The organism is Microbacterium sp., from assembly GCF_031988965.1.
Taxonomy (GTDB): Bacteria; Actinomycetota; Actinomycetes; order Actinomycetales; family Microbacteriaceae; genus Microbacterium.
In genome coordinates this window covers 1-17728 of sequence record NZ_DALZXX010000024.1, presented here as the reverse complement: position 1 = coordinate 17728, position 17728 = coordinate 1, and the positions used below count along the sequence as shown (strand labels likewise).

At 67.2% G+C, this 17728-nt stretch carries 19 protein-coding genes and 2 tRNA genes; 4 read left to right on the top strand and 17 right to left on the bottom strand.

Annotated elements, in window-relative coordinates; translation table 11 throughout:
- The 4 genes from RTM68_RS07310 to RTM68_RS07295 all read right to left on the bottom strand — a co-directional run.
- Positions 1–47: hypothetical protein (locus RTM68_RS07310; protein ID WP_312169669.1), on the bottom strand; the 47-nt coding region annotated here is incomplete at its 3' end.
- Between the two features lie 78 nt (positions 48–125).
- The gene (locus RTM68_RS07305; RefSeq protein ID WP_312169645.1) at positions 126–803 is read right to left on the bottom strand and encodes a methionine ABC transporter permease; all 678 of its coding nucleotides are present in this window, start codon (positions 801–803) and stop codon (positions 126–128) included.
- Positions 800–1897 (bottom strand): methionine ABC transporter ATP-binding protein, encoded by a 1098-nt coding sequence (locus tag RTM68_RS07300; protein ID WP_312169644.1) that lies wholly within the window; start codon positions 1895–1897, stop codon positions 800–802. The genes RTM68_RS07305 and RTM68_RS07300 overlap by 4 nt, the downstream gene beginning before the upstream one ends.
- A complete protein-coding gene (locus tag RTM68_RS07295; protein ID WP_312169643.1) occupies positions 1894–2820 on the bottom strand; it encodes a MetQ/NlpA family ABC transporter substrate-binding protein in 927 nt (308 codons plus the stop codon). Before RTM68_RS07295 ends, RTM68_RS07300 begins: the two co-directional genes overlap by 4 nt.
- A gap of 120 nt (positions 2821–2940) precedes the next feature.
- On the opposite strand from RTM68_RS07295, the gene RTM68_RS07290 reads away from it, so the two are divergent.
- The gene (locus RTM68_RS07290) at positions 2941–4254 is read left to right on the top strand and encodes a M20/M25/M40 family metallo-hydrolase (protein ID WP_312169642.1); all 1314 of its coding nucleotides are present in this window, start codon (positions 2941–2943) and stop codon (positions 4252–4254) included.
- Positions 4255–4300: 46 nt separating this feature from the next.
- Here RTM68_RS07290 and RTM68_RS07285 read toward each other — a convergent pair whose 3' ends face one another.
- From RTM68_RS07285 to RTM68_RS07265, 5 genes are all read right to left on the bottom strand, one after another.
- A complete protein-coding gene (locus RTM68_RS07285; protein WP_312169640.1) occupies positions 4301–5194 on the bottom strand; it encodes a hypothetical protein in 894 nt (297 codons plus the stop codon).
- Positions 5195–5207: 13 nt separating this feature from the next.
- Positions 5208–6473 (bottom strand): hypothetical protein, encoded by a 1266-nt coding sequence (locus tag RTM68_RS07280; RefSeq protein WP_312169638.1) that lies wholly within the window; start codon positions 6471–6473, stop codon positions 5208–5210.
- Entirely contained in the window at positions 6470–7318 is an 849-nt protein-coding gene (gene truA, locus RTM68_RS07275) for a tRNA pseudouridine(38-40) synthase TruA (RefSeq protein ID WP_312169637.1), read from the bottom strand. Before truA ends, RTM68_RS07280 begins: the two co-directional genes overlap by 4 nt.
- A gap of 40 nt (positions 7319–7358) precedes the next feature.
- The gene (locus tag RTM68_RS07270; protein WP_312169635.1) at positions 7359–8900 is read right to left on the bottom strand and encodes an APC family permease; all 1542 of its coding nucleotides are present in this window, start codon (positions 8898–8900) and stop codon (positions 7359–7361) included.
- A gap of 100 nt (positions 8901–9000) precedes the next feature.
- The gene (locus tag RTM68_RS07265) at positions 9001–9366 is read right to left on the bottom strand and encodes a helix-turn-helix domain-containing protein (protein WP_312169633.1); all 366 of its coding nucleotides are present in this window, start codon (positions 9364–9366) and stop codon (positions 9001–9003) included.
- A gap of 94 nt (positions 9367–9460) precedes the next feature.
- Between RTM68_RS07265 and RTM68_RS07260 the strand changes: the two genes are divergently transcribed.
- Positions 9461–10306, top strand: a complete 846-nt coding sequence (locus RTM68_RS07260; RefSeq protein ID WP_312169631.1) for an SDR family oxidoreductase — start codon at positions 9461–9463, stop codon at positions 10304–10306.
- Positions 10307–10377: 71 nt separating this feature from the next.
- On the opposite strand, the gene RTM68_RS07255 is transcribed toward RTM68_RS07260, so the two are convergent.
- Genes RTM68_RS07255 through RTM68_RS07245 form a run of 3 tightly spaced genes read right to left on the bottom strand, consistent with a single transcriptional unit; the run spans position 10378 to position 11905 of the window.
- On the bottom strand, positions 10378–10722 hold the full coding sequence (locus tag RTM68_RS07255; protein WP_312169629.1) for a hypothetical protein: 345 nt from the start codon (positions 10720–10722) through the stop codon (positions 10378–10380).
- Positions 10719–11342, bottom strand: coding sequence for an Asp23/Gls24 family envelope stress response protein (locus tag RTM68_RS07250; RefSeq protein WP_312169627.1), 624 nt, complete (start codon positions 11340–11342; stop codon positions 10719–10721). Before RTM68_RS07250 ends, RTM68_RS07255 begins: the two co-directional genes overlap by 4 nt.
- The gene (locus RTM68_RS07245) at positions 11339–11905 is read right to left on the bottom strand and encodes an RNA polymerase sigma factor (RefSeq protein WP_194764618.1); all 567 of its coding nucleotides are present in this window, start codon (positions 11903–11905) and stop codon (positions 11339–11341) included. Before RTM68_RS07245 ends, RTM68_RS07250 begins: the two co-directional genes overlap by 4 nt.
- 564 nt (positions 11906–12469) lie before the next feature.
- On the opposite strand from RTM68_RS07245, the gene RTM68_RS07240 reads away from it, so the two are divergent.
- Both RTM68_RS07240 and RTM68_RS07235 read left to right on the top strand, forming a co-directional pair.
- Positions 12470–13093, top strand: coding sequence for a TetR/AcrR family transcriptional regulator (locus tag RTM68_RS07240; protein WP_312169626.1), 624 nt, complete (start codon positions 12470–12472; stop codon positions 13091–13093).
- Entirely contained in the window at positions 13094–14779 is a 1686-nt protein-coding gene (locus RTM68_RS07235; protein ID WP_312169625.1) for an MDR family MFS transporter, read from the top strand. It abuts the gene before it with no gap.
- Between the two features lie 58 nt (positions 14780–14837).
- On the opposite strand, the gene RTM68_RS07230 is transcribed toward RTM68_RS07235, so the two are convergent.
- The 5 genes from RTM68_RS07230 to RTM68_RS07210 all read right to left on the bottom strand — a co-directional run bounded on the left by RTM68_RS07230 (position 14838) and on the right by RTM68_RS07210 (position 17673).
- A complete protein-coding gene (locus tag RTM68_RS07230; RefSeq protein WP_312169623.1) occupies positions 14838–15011 on the bottom strand; it encodes a hypothetical protein in 174 nt (57 codons plus the stop codon).
- Positions 15012–15185: 174 nt separating this feature from the next.
- Positions 15186–15259 (bottom strand) — tRNA-Met (locus tag RTM68_RS07225).
- Positions 15260–15293: 34 nt separating this feature from the next.
- Positions 15294–15365 (bottom strand) — tRNA-Thr (locus tag RTM68_RS07220).
- 68 nt (positions 15366–15433) lie between these two features.
- Positions 15434–16756 carry a peptidoglycan DD-metalloendopeptidase family protein gene (locus RTM68_RS07215; protein ID WP_312169622.1) on the bottom strand — a complete coding sequence of 441 codons (1323 nt, stop codon included), beginning with the start codon at positions 16754–16756 and terminating at the stop codon, positions 15434–15436.
- A gap of 122 nt (positions 16757–16878) precedes the next feature.
- On the bottom strand, positions 16879–17673 hold the full coding sequence (locus tag RTM68_RS07210) for an inositol monophosphatase family protein (RefSeq protein WP_312169668.1): 795 nt from the start codon (positions 17671–17673) through the stop codon (positions 16879–16881).
- Between the last annotated feature and the right edge of the window lie 55 nt (positions 17674–17728).

The window sequence follows — 17728 nt, the reverse complement described above, 5'->3', positions numbered from 1 at the left end:
TCGCTCGCGGCACGGTGCTTCTGGAGGTTGTAGGAGATGACCTTCATCGCACCTCACGCTAGTGCGTTCGCCTTGGATTCCGGTGTCAAACGCCCGTCACCTCGGTGAACGGCGCATGCCTTCCGTCAGCGTCGCAGGACACGCTGTGCGAGCCAGTTCCCGACGAACTGCCCGATCTGCACGATCACGACGATGATCGCCACCGTCACCCAGGTGGCTTCCTGATTGAACTGCTGGTACCCATAGATGATCGCGAAGTTGCCGAGGCCTCCCCCACCGATGTACCCGGCCATGGCCGACATGTCGACGACGGCGATGAACATGAACGTGTACCCGAGGATGAGCGGGGCCAGCGCCTCGGGGATCACGAGCCCGAACAGGATCGCGAGTCTCTTGGCGCCGATCGCGAGTGCCGCTTCCACGATGCCCGGATCGACGGCGACGAGATTCTGCTCCACGACCCGGCCGATGACCACGGCGGCCATGATCGTCATCGGCACGATCGCCGCTTCGGTTCCGAGCGTCGTGCCGGCGACGGCCTTCGTCACGGGGCCGACGGCGGTGAGGAAGATGATGAACGGTATGGGGCGGATCACGTTGATGACCAGATTCAGCACGCCGAAGACGACGCGGTTCGCGAAGAGGTTGCCCGGACGCGTGGCGTACAGCACTGCTCCGATCAGAAGGCCGGCCGCACCGCCGATCACCAGCGTGACGGCGACCATGTAAACGGTCTCCTGAATGGATTGCAGGAGCACGGGGGTCAGGCTCCCCCAGTCGGTCGCGGTCCGGACGGCGATCATGAGGACACCTCTTCTCCGCGAGCGGATGTCTCCTGAGCGGGCGGCGCATCCGACGGTCGGAGCAGCTGCGCTCTCGTGCGCGTCGACAGCTCTGCGACGACGGCGGCCACGACGCCCTCGTCGGCATGCACGCGATACGTCAGTGTGCCCAGCTGGCGACCACGGATGTCGGTGACGCCACCGAACACGACGGTGTGCCGCACACCGTGCCGCTCGAAGACCTCGGCGGCGTGCTCGCTGGTGAACTCGTTGACATCGGCGCTGATCAGGGCACCGCCGCCGAGCAGGAGCGCCTCCAGGGTCTCCCCCGTCGGAACGCCCTGAGTCACCGCGGCGACGAACCGCTCGGTGAGCGCGGCCCGCGGGTGGGCGAACACCCGGTAGGTGTCCCCGCTGTCGACGACCCTGCCGCCGTCCATCACCACCACCTGATCGCACAGTTCGTGCACGACCGAGATCTGGTGCGTGATCACGACGATGGTGATGCCCAGGGTGCGGTTGATCTCCCGGAGAAGGGCGAGCACTTCGCCCGTGGTCTGGGGATCGAGAGCGCTGGTCGCCTCATCGGCGAGCAGCAGCTCGGGGTTCGCCGCGATCGCGCGTGCGATGCCGACCCGCTGCTTCTGCCCTCCTGACAGCGCGCGGGGGAAGCTGTTCGCCTTGTCGCCGATTCCCACGAAGTCGAGCAGCTCGGCGACGCGGGGAGCGATGTCCTGCTTCTTCCACCCCGCCACCTTGAGCGGGTAGGCCACGTTGCCGCGCACCGTCCGCGAGGTGAAGAGGTTGAACTGCTGGAAGATCATGCCGATGCGCCCGCGAAGGCCGCGCAATTCCGTCGCAGACGCCGAGCCGACGTCGACGCCGAGCACCTCGACGACCCCTCCGCTCGGTTTCTCGAGACCGTTCACGAGTCGAACGAGCGTGGATTTACCGGCACCGGAGTACCCGATCACGCCCACGATCGACCCACGTTCGACCTCGAGATCCACGTCCTCGAGCGCCGCGACGGCGGACCCCCGCCGTGTGGCGGGGAACCCCTTGGAGACCCCGTCGAAACTGATGACCGTCGCGGGTCCGCCGTCGTGTTCGCTCACTGGGTCGCGCGCAGCTGGTCTTCGAGGTCGGCGAGCTCCGCCTGGAGGTCTTCCGCGCTCCAGTCCGCCTTGAACTGCAGGTTGCCCTGGTTCAGCTCCGTCACCGATTCCTCGACCTCGGCGCTGTGATACGCCTCGATCAGCTTCTCCCAGCGGGGATCGTCCTTCTGGTCCTCGCGCACGACGAAGGCGTTGATGTACGGGGCGAGCTCCGGGTCGTCCAGGTCTTCCTTGAAGATGATGAGGTCGTCGCCCAGGCCACCCTTCTGCGCCTGCGTGTTGTTGACGATCGCGGCCTGCGCGCTTCCGTCCTTGAGGGCCGTGACGGTCTGGTTCGCGTCGACGGGCAGCACCTCGACGCTGCTCGAGACGATGTCGTCGGGCGTGGAGAGACTGTTGCCGCCGTCCTTCAGCTCGACGAGCCCCGCGCGCTGCAGGTTGAGAAGCGCACGAGCCAGGTTCGTCGGATTGTTGGGCACGGCGACGGTGGCCCCGTCGGGAAGATCCGCGACGTCGGTGTACTCCTCGGAATAGATCGCGAGGGGATAGACAGCGGTGGCCCCGACCGGCACCAGCGTGCCCCCGTTGTTGACGTTGAACTGCGAGAGGAAGATCAGATGCTGGAACAGGTTGACGTCGAGCTCGCCGTCCTGAACGCCCTGATTGAGCTGGACGCCGTCGTTGATCGTGCGGACCTCGAGGTCGATGCCCTCGTCGGCGAGCTTGTCCTTGAGGATCGTCCAGTGCGCCTCGGTGCCGTCATCCGCGCCGAGCACGATCGTGCTGTTCTCGGAGTCGTCGGCGCTGCTTCCGGAGGCGGACTCCGTCGCACCCGAGCATGCTGCCATGGACAGTGTCAGGGCACCGGCGGCGAGCACGCCGAGGACGGACAGGAGTTTCTTCTTCGCACGGGATTCATTCACAAGACGAGAGTGAAGCACGCTCCGACCTCGCGGCTCGTCGGCTCGGTAACCGCGCGTAATCGAGGACATTCTGCGTAACGTGAAGCCGGGCCTGCACCCGCAGATCATTACGGTGAGGGAGTGACCCGCACCCTGGTGGAGGACGAGACGCTCGAGTTCGTCCGTGCTCTGATCCGCATCGAGAGCGTGAACACCGGAGACCCTGACACGATCGGCGACGGTGAGACCCGGGCTGCCCGCCTGGTGCAGGAACGGCTCGAGGACGCCGGCATCCCGACGACGTTCCTGGAACCTGTCCCCGGGCGTGGCAGTGTGATCGCGCGCCTCGCAGGCACGGATCCCGACGCGGGCGCACTCATCGTGCATGCGCACCTCGACGTGGTACCGGTCGACGAGCGCGACTGGACCCGTCCACCCTTCGGCGCCGCGATCGAAGAGGGACTGCTCTACGGGCGCGGCGCGGTCGACATGAAGAACTTCGCCGGCGTCATGCTGGCCGTCGCGCGCGAGTTCGCGCGCTCCGGCTCCCGCCCTCGGCGGGACCTGATCTTCGCCTTCCTGGCCGACGAGGAGGCCGGGGGGCGGTGGGGCGCCTCGTGGATCGTCGACAACCGTCCCGATCTTCTCGCCGGGGCGACCGAGGCGATCAGCGAAGTCGGCGGCTTCTCGGTTCCGCTCGCAGAGGGCCGCCGGGCCTACCTCCTGGCCACCGCGGAGAAAGGAGTCGGTGGTGCGGTCCTGACCGCTCGCGGTCAGGCGGGCCATGCCTCGCGACCGAGGCCGGACGATCCCGTCGTCCGGCTGGCATCGGCTGTGGCGCGGATCGGCGAGCACCGGTTCCCCGTGGTCCGGACGCCGGCTCTCGCACGCTTCCTCGAGGCCTTCGGCGCCGAACGCGGTATCGCCTTCGCGGACGACGATCTGGATGCGCAGCTCGACGAGCTCGGCTTCGTCGGACGTGTGATCGCGGCATCCGCCCGTCAGACCGTCGCGCCGACGGTCCTCCGAGCCGGCGACAAGAGCAACATCATCCCTGCGACCGCTCGGGCTTCACTCGATCTCCGAGCGCTGCCTGATCGTGAGGAGGAGCTCCGGGAACAGATCACCAGCCTCGCCGGCGACGATGTCGAGGTGAGCTGGTCGGACTCTCTCTCGCCGATCGCCTCCCCCCTCGACACACCTTTCCAGAGCGTGATCTCGGCCGCCGTCGCGGCCGAGGATCCCGAGGGGGTCGTCGTGCCGTACCTGCTGCCGGCATCGACGGACAACAAGCACTTCGCCCGGCTCGGCGTCTCCGGCTACGGTTTCGTGCCGCTTCGGGTGCCGGAGGACTTCGACGTCTACGGACAGTTCCACTCGGCCGACGAGTGCGTGCCCGTGGAGAGCCTCTACTTCAGCGCCCGCACCACCGCGAGGATCCTTCGCGGGGCCTGAGCACACCGCCGTCTGAGCGTCGAGCCTTCTCAGCCGGAGAGCCGACTCACTCGTCGTAGCCCCAGCGGAGCCCCAGGATGCCGGGCCCGAAACCGTGCCGCACGAGATGCACCGCCCCGTTGCGCACCGTTCGCAGCGCCGAGACGTACTCGTCCTCCGTCTCGAGGTACTCCTCGCACCAGCTCGGCGGGGCGTCGGGGTGGAAGCGCACCCAGATCAGACTCTCCCTCGCCGGCCTCGATGTGGCATGCCACGCGGACTGGCGTGGTGGGTAGCCGGGCGGAAAGGTCTCGGTGAACTCGAACAGGGTCGTGCTCCCCGCAGTGATCGGCTCGTCGAGCGCGATCACGACCCCCGACAGCAGCCGGCCCGGATGCAGGTACTCGCGATCGATCCGTCCACCCACGACATCCGAGATCGTCGACATCACATCGGTCTCGACGGGCGCGACGTCGATCAGCGGGAGCTCGCGGATCAAGCCCTTCGTCGCCTGCACCAGCGAGCGCATCACGACCCTCTCGACCGCTCCGTCCCGTCCGACGAAGACCGTCATGTGCGTCGACAGGTCGCGCAGAGAATCCTGCGGCGCCGCGTGCAGTGCGGCGAGCGTCTCCTCGGTCTCGCGCTGTTCGCGCTCCTCATCGAACGGCAGCCGCGGCGGCGCCACCGTTCCGAGTCGGCTCGACGGAAGGAGCAGCCTGCTCAGATGGCCGTGCTCCAGCCCGAGGCGATCCTCGATCCCGTCCACGACACTGAGCGACTGCGGCCCCTCCGGTTGGCGGTCGCCGGATCGCCAGTAGCTCAGCGTCGCCATCGAGACCGGATTGCCATCCTGTTTCAACTGACTCCGCAGTCGTGCGAGCGTGATCCCCCGCTCGGAGATCGCAGCGCGCAGCGCGCCGGCGAAGGCTTCACCACCCTCTCTCGCACGATCCGTCACGGTGCCCACGTCATCACTGCGCCTTCAGGATTCCCGCGACGTCCGGATCGCCGGGGAACATCGTGTCGCGCACCCTCTGCCGCTCTCGTCGACTGCGTGGCGCGTCCGTCCACCCGACCAGCAGTCCGAGAGCGAGCAGCGCCACCGCGGCGCCGAGCACGACCTGCGTGTCCATGGCAGCCCAGTCCGCCCAGATCGCCCCCACTCCGAAGACGATGCCCGCCGCCCCCAGAGCCGACAGCCCCAGTTGCAGACGCACCATCGACCGATTGCCGGTGAGCAGAGGCTGAATGAGGCCGGTGTCGACGCGGCGGGGGTCGCCGTCCGCCGCCCAGCGCGCGAGCGCGATCTCACGGGAGAACTGCAACACGAGTCCGGCGGTCCACGCGATGAGACCGAGCGCTGCGCACAGCGCGATGGCCGCCCCACTGCCGAGGCTCAGCACGTCGATGCCGTTCTCGATCGGCTCATCCCAGTACACCGGATCGCAGGTGCGGCACTGCTGGCGCATGAACACCGACAGCATGAAGGCGCCCAGCGAGACGATGAGCGCGGTCACGAGGCCCCCGGCCACGCGGCGGACGCTGCGGGCGCTCGGAGTGACGAGCCATGGGGGCACGACGGCGGGCGCCGCTGCGCGCCTACGCTCCGCGTCCGCAGCGTTCGCGCGGGGCACCGCGTGCGTCCATCGCGCCTCGAGCCCACCCGTGACCGCCGCATCACGCTCGCGCATGCGGGAGCCGAGCCCCTGCACCAGCGCCGCGGCGACAGCGAGCACGACGAAGACGGCGAGCGCGATCCAGTTCACCGGGTCATCGCGAAGGTCCTCGGTGAAGAACACCGCGAGGGCCCAGATTCCTCCGAGACCTGCGAAGCACCAGAACATCACGGTGCCGGTCTTCTGCAGGTGAGCGGCGGGAGCCGACCTCAGCTCGGCCCGCAGCGAGCTCTGCGCCACGCCGTCGGGGGTGTCGCGAGCACTCGCCTCCACCGCTCGGAGCGCAGCGTATCGTTCGGCGACCATGACGAACGGGACGGTGAGCCCGAGCACGGCGCCGACCAGCAGGATGACACCCATGCTCGCCCGGAACAGCGGATCGAGATCGACCTGCCAGTAGAGGGAGGACAGCGCCTCCTCTCCCACGATGCCGATCACGAGGATCGCGACGAAGGCGAAGACCATGCCGACGATCGCTCCGACGCAGGTGTCGAGGAGCGCCCGCCAGAACGACCACGCCGGGGAGGACACCTCGACGAACGACGCGTCCGGTCGGGTCATCCGCTCGTGCCGTCCCGTCGGGCTCGGGTCTGCTCGGCGCGGGTAGACAGAAGGTCGTCGGCCGGATAACCCACCTCGGTCAGGGTGAGCCCGCGCGCGGCGAGCACCTTGAACTCGCTCGTGCGAGTCAGAGCGTCGCGCAGCACGACCAGATCGTCGATGCCGAGGCGCCCCTCACCCACCGCCGTGCACGCGCCGACCAGCGCGCGCACCATGCTGTGGCAGAAGGCATCGGCCTTCACCTCCGCGACCAGCACGCCCTCGGGGTCGCGTGTCCAGCGGTAGTCGAGCAGCGTCCGGATCGTCGTGGCCTCTTCGCGCGGTTTGCAGTAGGCGGCGAAGTCGTGGAGACCGATGAGCGTCCGAGCGGCCGCATCCATCGCCTGCTCGTCGAGGACTCCCCGATGACTGGTGGTGTCGTGGCGCCGCACCGGGTCATAGCCCGTCGACTCGTCCGCCAGACGGTAGCGGTAGCGTCGCCAGACCGCCGAGAACCGCGCATCGAATCCGTCGGGTGCGATCGACGACCGGGTAACGGTCGCGTCGGGATAGGCGCCGAGCACCCCGCGCATGCGCCGCGCGATCGATGCAGCGGGGTCGTGCGGAGCCCGCCCGTTGCGCGACTCGATCCGCGCCCACTGCTCGTCGTCGAGATCGACATGCGCGACCTGCCCTGCGGCATGAACGCCGGCATCGGTGCGTCCGGCGACGACGAACTGCACTTCCGAGCCGACGATGCGGGCGAGCGCATCTTCGAGCGTCCCCTGCACGGTGCGCAGGGTGGGCTGCTTGGCCCACCCTCGGAAGTGGGTGCCGTCGTAGGCGATGTCGAGCCGGATGCGCACGGATAAAGCCTAGGGCGTCACCGCGCGCAGCCGAGCCCGATCAGATGCCGCCGTCGATCGAGCGGATGAACTCGCCCGGCTCGTCGGGAACCATCACCTGCGTGTCGCGGTTGAGGCTTTCGCCGCGGAAGAACCGCTTGGACCGCGGGAACAGGTACCAGAGGAACATCAGCACGAGGCCGAACGCCAGCGAGCCGATGCCGATCACGAACGTGCCGCCGATGCCGAACAGCACCGTGTACCCGTAGTCGACATCCCACATGTCGATCGCCGACTGCACGAAGGCGCCGGTGAGCATGAGGCCGCCGAGCAGCGGGAAGAGACCCTTGAAGAAGAAGTCCCGTGCCGAGGTCGTGAGGTCCTTGCGGAAGTACCAGACGCACGCGAAGCCCGTGATGGCGTAGTAGAACGCGATCGCCAGGCCGAGCGACAGGATCGAGTCCTGCAGGATGTTGTCGCTGATCAGCGTCATGCCGACGTAGTAGGCGGAGGCGACGACGCCCATGACGATGGTCGAGAACGACGGCGTCTTGTACGTGGGGTGCACGTCCTTGAACTTGGCGGGAAGAGCACGGTAGACGCCCATCGCGAGCGTGCCGCGGGCGGTCGGGAGGATCGTCGTCTGCGTCGAGGAGACGGCCGAGATGATCACGGCGACGACCAGCACCCACCCGAACGGACCGAGCAGACCGTCTTTGATGGCGAGGAAGAAGTCGTCGGCGTTGGCCTCGTTGCCGAGCCCGGTTCCGGTGTCACCGAGGCCGGCATACATCATGGCAGCGATCGTGACACCCACGTAGGTGAACAGGAGGATGACCGTGGTGAGCAGAGCCGCACGACCGGGGATCCGCTTCGGATCCTTGGTCTCCTCGTTCAGGGCGAGGCATGTGTCCCAGCCCCAGTAGATGAACAGCGCGAGCAGGATCGACTCGGTGAAACCCGACCAGGAGGTGAACCCGAACGGGTTGAGCCATTCCATGTCGAAGGGTGTCGGGTTCGGCGCGGTGCCGCCGAAGAACTGCCAGAGGGCGGCGACCACGAAGATCGCGAGAGCGAGGTACTGGATGCCGAGCAGGATGTTCTGGATGCGCTCGCCGATCTCGACGCCGCGCCAGCTGACCCACGTCATCGAGGCGATGAACAGGACCGCGACCAGGATGATGCGCCAGTCGTTGTTCTCGAGGTCGAAGCCGATCAGCGACCAGAAGTACACCGAGGCGATCTGGGCGAGGTTCGCGAGCACGACCATGCCGGCGACCGCGACTCCCCACCCGCCCATCCAGCCGACCCACGGTCCGAACGCCTTGGTGCCCCACGTGAACGTCGTGCCGCAATCGGGCACGGCATTGTTCAGCTCGCGGTAGGCGAAGGCGATCAGGAGCATAGGCACGAACGCGATGATGAAAGCGATCGGAGCCTGGGCGCCGACCGCCAGCACCACGAACCCGAGCGTCGCGACCAGCGAGTACACGGGCGCGGTGGATGCGAGCCCGATGACCGTGGACCCCCACAGCCCCAGCGAACCCGTTGCGAGCCCCTTGCCGTCGGGGCGTTCCAGATGGATCGGCGTCGTAGCTGACATGTTCAGAACATAGGGCTACTGCGGTTATCGCGTCAATCCTTTTCTTTCCGCAACGGAATTCGTGGAGACAACCGCACCTCGACGACGGATTTCGTCGGAGTCAATCCCGGCCGATCATCCCGTCCGCATGATCGGCCACCCACTCGACGAGCGGCAGCATCCGCTCCATCAGATCGCGTCCGAGCGGGGTCAGGCTGTACTCGACGTGCGGGGGCACGGAAGGGAACGACTCCCGGCGCACGAGACCGTCGTCGGCGAGGGTGCGCAGCGTCGATGCCAGCATCTTCTCGCTGATGCCGCCGACCTCACGACGCAGCTCACCCCAGCGGCGGGTGCCGTCGGAGAGCGACGACAGGACGAGCACTCCCCATTTGCTCATCACGTGGTCGAGGACCACCCTGGTGCTGCATCCGGGCTCGAAGATCTGCGGCGTCGACTCCCGGATCTGCGCATAACTAACCGTCATGTAGGTACCTTACGTCAAAGTGGGTACCGATGGATCGGAATGTAGGCGAGGGAGTGGACGGTTGTGGCTCATGTCACCTACGAAAGGACACCTCATGACCATCCTCGTCACCGGCGCGACCGGCAGCCTCGGACGCCTCGTCATCGCCAGCCTGCTCGAACGCGGCGCGGACCCGCAGTCGATCATCGCCGGCGCCCGCGACGTCGCGAAGGCGCAGGACCTCGGCGTGCGCGTCGCTCACCTCGACTACTCCGAGCCGTCGTCGATCAGCGCGGCGCTCGACGGCGTCGACTCCGTTCTGCTGATCTCCGGCTCCGAGGTCGGCCAGCGCGTCGCCCAGCACCAGGCAGTGATCGACGCCGCGAAGGCCGCAGGGGTGTCGAAGTTCGTCTACACCAGCGCCCCCAAGGCCACCACGAGCGACCTCGTGCTCGCTCCCGAGCACAAGGCGACGGAGGAGCTGATCGAGGCATCCGGGCTGCCCGCGGTGATCCTGCGCAACAACTGGTACACCGAGAACTACGCCGCCGACCTCAGTCGTGGCGCCGAGACGGGCGTACTCGCCTCGGGCGCCGGCGACGGACGCGTCGCCTCCGCGAGCCGCAAGGACTTCGCCGAGGCGGCTGCAGTGGTTCTCCTCGATGAAGGGCACATCGGCGAGGTCTATGAGCTCGGCGGCGACGTCGCATGGAACTACGGCGAGCTGGCCGCAGCGATCGGCGAGGTCTCGGGCCGCGAGGTCGCGTATCACCCCCTGACGGCCCAGGAGCAGCTCGCCGCACTCCGGGCCGCGGGTCTCGATGAGGGAACGGCCGGGTTCGTCGTCGCCCTGGATGCAGGCATCGCGGGCGGGGCGCTCGCCGACACCGACGGAACGCTCGCCCGCCTCATCGGCCGCCCCACCACTCCACTGGTCGACGGACTCCGCGCGATCGCCTGATCACGACGACGAGTGCGAGGCGCCGGCTCCCCGAGAGGGGAATCGGCGCCTCTTCCGCGCTCACCCTGGGATCAGGAGGTCTCGCGCGGATGCACGTAGGCGATCGTGAGCCCGATCCGCGTCGCGGTCATGTTCGCATCGGCGAGCGCCGCCGCGACCGACGCCCGCGCCAGCCGGAGCGTCTCGACAGCGGGCGAGGTGTATTCGATGCCGAGGGCACCGTCGACCGTCGCCTCATCGTCGGTCACAGTGACCGCGACGACCGGTTCAGCGCGCGAGACGATCCCCACCGCTGCCGCGCCCGCACCGACGAGGTTGGCGATCAGCGAACCGGGCCGGTAGACGCTGCGGACACCCTGGGTGGCGAGGATCGCATCTTCGATCCGCCGCGCGATGTCGCTGCGGTCCGTGTTCATCGTGTCCCCTTCGTCCAGGTACCCACCAGCTGGATGTCGCGCACGGTGATGTCGATCGCGACCACATTCAGTTCCGTATGGCGTCTCAGCCGTTCGTCGATCTCGGCTCGCAGTCTCTCGACCGCCTGCGGGATGTTCGCCCCGTAGAAGGCGCTGACGTCGATGTCGATGCGGATGGGCGCACCGATCACCGACACGTCACCACGCAGGTGGGTTCCTCCGACGAGCAGCCCGTCGACGGCGTTCTCGGCGGATCGCACGAGACCTCGCACGGCGCCCTCGGTGATCGCGAAGTCGTCGCCGTGCTCGTCGGGGGCGAAGGGGATTCGCCGACCCGCGCGGGCATCCAGGGCGATGCCGTCGAGGATGCGGTCGACCCAGCTGTCGTCGACCTCCGGCATCGCAGCCGCGTCGGCGTCGATCAGCTGTCCACCCAGTCCCCGCAGCCTCTCCAGAGCGTCGAGCGCGAGCTGGCATCCTGCCGATCCCTCGATCGACGGGTCTTCGGGCTGCCGTCCCGACTCGAGATAGTCGGTCAGCTCGTCGAGCGTGTGCCCGTCGAGGTCGTCGGGTTCGAGCCCGAGTCGTCGAATCTCGCCGGATTCGTACCCGTCCGTCATCGCCAGGCCTCCATTCGAACGATCATGTACTTTCGCGCACGGGCGAGAAGTCCTCGCGCCGTGGACACCGAGATGTCGAGTTCCTGGGCGATCTCATCGTACGAGTACCCACCCATCTCCCGAAGCACCCAGCATTCGCGCTGTGCGGCGGGCAGCTCCTGCAGGGCGAGACCGAGGGCCTCGAGCCCGGCGCGAGATTCCACGACCCGGTCGGGTGACGACTGCGCAGGTGCGGACTGCTCGACGTCGTCGATGTCGACGGTCGGCCGCAGCGCACGGATCCGATCGACCGCTTTCCTGCTCACGATCCGCATGAGCCAACTCTTGACCTTGGCCGGATCGTCCAGATCCGAGAATCGCTGCCAGGCGGTGACGAACGTCTCCTGCACGATGTCGTCGACCTCCGATGAGGCGTTCAGCATCCGCTGCGTGTACGCGCGCATCATCGGCGTATACCGACGGACGAGCACCGCGAACGCCGCGACGTCTCCGTCCATCGCTCGGCCAGCGACGATCCGATCATCGGCCTGCTCGAGAGCGCTGCGATAGCGTTCCCCACCCATGCGGCCACCCTTCCGTCGTCATCCTTCGAGTGAAGTTCGGAACCGAATCGAAATCGGATCTCTCCGCCTTTCTGCTCGCACCCCATTCCCGCAGGAAAGGAGCCCGCTGGGCAGGGGGTTGCGCTGAGGGCCGTCGTCCCCACGACGACCCCCAGCTCCGACCCCGTGACGGCCCGAGTCGTCGAGACGACGACTGACAGACCGGAGGAATGAGCGGGCGAATGCGCCCACTCGGGGCCGGCCATCGACGCTCGCGGCACGGCGCTCCCGTCACGCATCGCCGGTCCGGCGGGCACGAATGCCTGCTGCGGAGGGCGACTCTGGTGAGGGCCAGCGCGACGGTGCTGCCGGCGGCGATCGTCGAGGTCTCTTCACGGCAGACGACGGGCGTCGAGAGTGATGCTTCCCGTGTCATCATGACCTCCTTCGCACTTTCGTCTGCCAACGGCACGGTCACACGACGGTGACACCACTAAGACGTGGGCCACGAGGAAAACGTCACAAATTCATCGTGAATCGATCCTCACAGTGCACTCCTAGGTTTAGAGTGCAATATTGCACTTCATGAGCGAGAGTGCAGAGTCGTTGCGAGATCAGCGCAAGCGCGAGACGTCGCGCGCCCTGACCGACGTCGCCCGGCGTCTGACGGCGGAGCACGGGTTCGCGGGCTTCACCGTCGAAGAACTGTGTGCTGACGTCGGCGTCTCGCGACGGACCTTCTTCAACTACTTCGAGAGCAAGGAGAACGCGGTCTTCGGCTTCGCCGCGATCGACTCCCGGCAGCACGCTCTCGAAGAGGAGTTCGTGGCCGGTCGCGGCGATCTGCTCGACGACTTCGTCCGACTGACCTTGGCTCGATTCGAGCTGTTCAACCCGCTCGACGATGCTCCCGCGGTGTTCGCGATCATCGAGCAGGAACCCCGACTCATCAAGGCCGCGTTCGAGCAGATCGCGAAGAACGAGCGGCGCGACATGGAGCTCATCGTCCGACGGACGGGCACGGGCGCCGACACCGATGTCGACGAGCAGCTGCGCGCCGAGGTGCTCGTCCAGTCGGTGGGCGCCCTCGTGCGCCTGAGCATGGACCAGCTGCTGCATCACCACTCCACAGAATCCTTCAGCGACCTCGTCAGCCGTCGGCTCGAGGTCGCTCGCACCGTGTACGCACCATCACAGAAAGCCGACTGAATGTCCGCCACAGCCACCAAGGATGCACCCTTCCTGCTCACGAAGCGGCGCATCTGGATCATCTTCAGCGCCCTGATCGCGGGCATGCTGCTCTCGAGTCTCGACCAGACGATCGTCTCGACCGCCATGCCGACGATCGTCGGCCAGCTCGGCGGCGTCGACCACCAGGTGTGGATCACCACCGCCTATCTGCTGGCGACCACGATCGTCATGCCGATCTACGGCAAGTTCGGTGACGTCCTCGGTCGCCGCAACCTGTTCCTCGTCGCGATCGCCCTCTTCACCCTCGCCTCGGTCGGATGCGCCTTCGCCACCGACTTCTGGATGTTCGTCACCTTCCGCGCTCTGCAGGGCCTCGGCGGCGGCGGTCTGATGATCCTGTCGCAGGCGATCATCGCGGACATCGTGCCCGCCAACGAGCGCGGCAAGTACATGGGTCCGCTCGGCGCCGTCTTCGGTCTGTCCGCCGTGGCCGGCCCGCTCCTCGGCGGCTTCTTCGTCGATCACATGACGTGGCAGTGGGCGTTCTACATCAACATCCCGGTGGGGATCGCGGCGTTCATCATCGCGCTCGTCGCACTCAAACTGCCGAGCAAGAAGGCCCAGAAGCCGATCGACGTCTTCGGCGTGATCTTCCTCTCCATCGCCACGACGTGCCTGATCTTCTTCACCGACTTCGGCGGCGACAAGGAGTTCGGGTGGGATTCGCTCGCGACCTGGGCGTGGGGCGCAGGACTCGTCGTCGCGGCGACCGCCTTCGTCATCACCGAGTCGAAGGTGCAGGATCCGATCATCCCGCTGAGCCTGTTCCGCAACCCGATCTTCGTGAACGCGACCGCGATCGGGCTCGTGCTCGGGATCGGCATGTTCGCGGCGATCGGTTTCGTTCCCACGTTCCTGCAGATGTCGTCCGGCACCTCGGCTGCGGCCTCCGGCCTGCTCATGATCCCGATGATGGTGGGTCTGATCGGAACCTCGATCTTCTCGGGTATCGCGATCTCGAAGACCGGCAGATACAAGATCTACCCGATCGTCGGAACCATCCTCACCGGCATCGCGATGGTCTCGATGACCACGCTGTCGGCGACCACGCCGATCTGGCTCATCTGCGCCTTCCTCTTCGTGTTCGGCGCGGGTCTCGGCCTCATCATGCAGGTCGTCGTGCTGGTCGTGCAGAACGCGGTGCCCGCCGGCGAGATCGGCACCGCGACGAGCACGAACAACTACTTCCGCGAGGTCGGCGCCTCGCTCGGTACCGCGGTGTTCGGCACGATCTTCACGACACGTCTCACCGAGAACCTGCTGGGCGTGTTCGCGGATGCCGGGGCATCGCCCGAGGACGCCTCGCAGGCCGCCTCGACGATCGACCCGGCGACCTTGAACGCGCTGCCTGATGATGTGCGAGACGGCATCGTCACGGCGTACGCGGATGCTCTCGCGCCGGTGTTCTGGTTCCTCGTGCCGTTCATCGTGCTGGCACTCGTGCTGTCGCTGTTCCTGAAGCAGATCCCGCTCTCGGATCAGGCCGGACTCGTGGCCCGCGGCGAGGCCATCAGCGGCGACGAGGCAGAGCGTCTCGAAGCCGAGATGCGGGGCGATGCGCGGGTCGGCGCTTCGAACCGATCGCATTCCCCCGCCGACGAGCCGGGCTCGCCGCACGAGGGCGATACGCCGCTCACCCGCTGACGATGCACATGTGAAAGGGCCCGTTTCTCCTCTCGAGGAACGGGCCCTTTCTGTCGCCTCAGGGGAGGTCGGACACGTCGACGGAGTCCTCGTCGGAGCGCTCCGAGGTCTGCTCCTCCCCCGGCGTCGCGTCATCGGGTTCCGGGGCCGGATCGTTGGTCACGAAATCCGCGTCGACGCCGATCGCGTCGATCCCCTCGACTCCGTCGGGGGTGCTCTTCTGGTCAGACATATGTCGCTCCGATCGTCGGGGTGCTGAGGTGACAGTCTGCGCGCGCCGCGCCCGGCGCGGGATCCCCTTGACTCTGCGCGGATCAGACCCCGTCAAAGTCGAGAGCCATGAGCCCTGCGTGTCGTTGCGACGCGATACGAAAAAACCCCCGGAAGAACCGGGGGTTTCATTCTGTAGCAGGAGCGGGGCTTGAACCCGCGACCTCACGATTATGAGTCGTGCGCTCTGACCAGCTGAGCTACCCTGCCGCACTGTATCCGCATCGCAGATACGAACACTGTGAGCCCCGAGTCAGGATTGAACTGACGACCCCTTCCTTACCATGGAAGTGCTCTGCCACTGAGCTATCGGGGCGTGCTGCCCCTCGCGGGGCAACCACACGAGAATACCATCTCCTTGGCGTCCTCATGAAATCGAGCCGATCAGTACGAGTACCGACCCGCGTTCTCACGCAACCACGGCAGCGGATCGATCGTGCTGCCGTTGATGATGAGCTCGAAGTGCAGGTGCGCGCCGTACGAGCGACCGGTGTTGCCGGTGTGCCCCACGATGTCGCCGACCTTGACCGTCTGACCGGCCTTGACCTGCAGCGAGCCGTACTGCATGTGCGAGTAGTGGCTCGTGATGACCTGTCCGTCGATCACGTGATCGATGTACACGGTGACACCGTAGGCATTGCCCTGCTCGGTCGCGATGCGCACGACGCCGTCGGCGATCGCCTGGATCGGAGCGCCTTCGCCTGGGACGAAATCGATGCCCTCGTGCAGACGGCCCCAGCGCATGCCGTACCCGGAGCTCATGCCGACGCCGACCTTGAACGGCCACTGGATGGCGGCCTCGGTGTCGTTGGTGAAGAGCTCGTTCGAGTAGTTGATGCCCTCTTCGGACGCGACCTGGACGAGCGAGACCGTCGAGAAGCTGTCGGAACGAGCCAGCGACTCGTTCTGCACGTCAGACGAGGTGACGAACGCCTGGATCTCATCGTCGGACGATGCCTTGGACGCGGAGCCTGACGCGGCGACCAGCGAGGTCGACGCGAGGGTCTGACCGCCCTGGACAGCAGCGACCGCTTCTGCCGGAAGGGTCATGCCGACGGCGAGGAGTCCTGCGAGGCTCATGACGCCGACGGTCGCTCCGAGCGCGAGGAACCGGCGAGGAGACCGACGCCCCGCGGCCACATGAGCCGTGGACGGCGTCGACGGCTCGGATGCCGGGGAGTCTGTGGATGCCTTCGGCTGGTCGGCGACCGGGGTGCTGCCCGTCGCGACGGAACGGAACGCGCGAGCTGCGGTCTCGAACGCGTCCTCCTCGGAAGAGTCGGGGCGAGCCGAGGCTGAGCCGGCCGGCGACGATGCAGAACTGCTCGGAGCCGAAGCGAACACGGCCGGGCCCGGCGCCTGCGGTGCAGACACGGGATCGACGTCGACGGACGCGACGGCCGACTCGGCCTGACCAGCCGGCACGACGGAATCGGTCGCGGAGTCGGCGGTCGCAGCGGCGACGGCCGTGGCGGCGACGAAGATCTCTGCCGTGCTCAGACGGTGGCGGGCGGCACGGCGCGAAAGCGGGGCCTGGGGGGCGGCGCCGGGGGCTTCGGTGGCAGTGCTGGTCGCTTCGGAGACAGTGTCGATGTCTTCGGAGGTGGTCGCCGTTGCTCCTGCCGCGGAGGCCTCGGAGGCCGCGATGCGGGGACGACTGGATCGGCGTGTGGGCGCAGAGGCAGTCTGGGGATTCTCGAAGGGCAAAACAGATTCTCTCGGGTTAAACGTCAAGCTCGGGGGCGCTTGCGACTCTCATCGATTCGGGCCGGTGAAAGTAACGATCGGATAAACCCTAGCCTGATAGACCTGGGAATGCCATGAATTGATCACGTTTCATCTCCGAGAATATCGCGAAGTCGCGCGTGGACCTCGATTCCGCCTGAGATGAGCATGGGTCTCGTCGACTCCGTGTCGAGCCTGGTGACACGTCCGCCGGCCTCGCTCACGAGCAGAGCTCCCGCTGCGAAGTCCCAGGGCTTGAGACCCCGCTCGAAGTATCCGTCGAGCCGCCCTGCGGCCACATAGGCGAGGTCGAGAGAAGCCGCTCCCGCCCGACGCAGGTCCCGCGCGATCGGCATGATGCTGCGCACCGTGTCGAGGTCGCCGTCGTGAGTGGCCGGGTCGTAGCCGAAGCCGGTCGCGAGCAGCGCACCCGCGGGAGTGTCGGCAGTGACCGCCAGACGTCGATCGCCGAGCCATGCGCCCTTCCCCCTGCCCGCGGTGAACAGCTCTCCGGAGGCCGGCGCGTAGACGACCCCGGCGAGCGCCTCCCACGCGTCCGGTTCGGCGACGCCCTCGACCGCGGCGATGCTGACGGCGTAGGAGGGGATGCCGTAGGCGTAGTTGACCGTGCCGTCGATGGGGTCGACGACCCAGGTGATCCCGGTGGAGCCGGGATCCGCGTCGGACTCCTCACCCAGGAACCCGTCTCCGGGCCGTGCTGCGCGGAGACGCGCACGGATGAGCTCTTCGACCTCGCGATCGGCATCCGTCACGATGTCGGCGATGGACGACTTGGTGGCAGCGAGATGCACGCCCTCTTCACGTCTGGTCCTGGCGAGGTCACCGGCCTCGCGCGCCACCGTCGCGGCGAGCTCGACCAGGTCGGTCACGACACTCACTGCGGGGGACGCGGCGGAGCCGGCGGGTAGTCGGTGTACGCCGGCGGAGCAGGCG

Bases quoted from the DNA above. Each gene is read 5' to 3' on its own strand.
- RTM68_RS07305 (WP_312169645.1), bottom strand. From the start codon at position 803: ATGATCGCCGTCCGGACCGCGACCGACTGGGGGAGCCTGACCCCCGTG.
- RTM68_RS07280 (WP_312169638.1), bottom strand. From the start codon at position 6,473: ATGACCCGACCGGACGCGTCGTTCGTCGAGGTGTCCTCCCCGGCGTGG.
- RTM68_RS07270 (WP_312169635.1), bottom strand. From the start codon at position 8,900: ATGTCAGCTACGACGCCGATCCATCTGGAACGCCCCGACGGCAAGGGG.
- RTM68_RS07265 (WP_312169633.1), bottom strand. From the start codon at position 9,366: ATGACGGTTAGTTATGCGCAGATCCGGGAGTCGACGCCGCAGATCTTC.
- RTM68_RS07260 (WP_312169631.1), top strand. From the start codon at position 9,461: ATGACCATCCTCGTCACCGGCGCGACCGGCAGCCTCGGACGCCTCGTC.
- RTM68_RS07255 (WP_312169629.1), bottom strand. From the start codon at position 10,722: ATGAACACGGACCGCAGCGACATCGCGCGGCGGATCGAAGATGCGATC.
- RTM68_RS07250 (WP_312169627.1), bottom strand. From the start codon at position 11,342: ATGACGGACGGGTACGAATCCGGCGAGATTCGACGACTCGGGCTCGAA.
- RTM68_RS07245 (WP_194764618.1), bottom strand. From the start codon at position 11,905: ATGGGTGGGGAACGCTATCGCAGCGCTCTCGAGCAGGCCGATGATCGG.
- RTM68_RS07240 (WP_312169626.1), top strand. From the start codon at position 12,470: ATGAGCGAGAGTGCAGAGTCGTTGCGAGATCAGCGCAAGCGCGAGACG.
- RTM68_RS07235 (WP_312169625.1), top strand. From the start codon at position 13,094: ATGTCCGCCACAGCCACCAAGGATGCACCCTTCCTGCTCACGAAGCGG.
- RTM68_RS07230 (WP_312169623.1), bottom strand. From the start codon at position 15,011: ATGTCTGACCAGAAGAGCACCCCCGACGGAGTCGAGGGGATCGACGCG.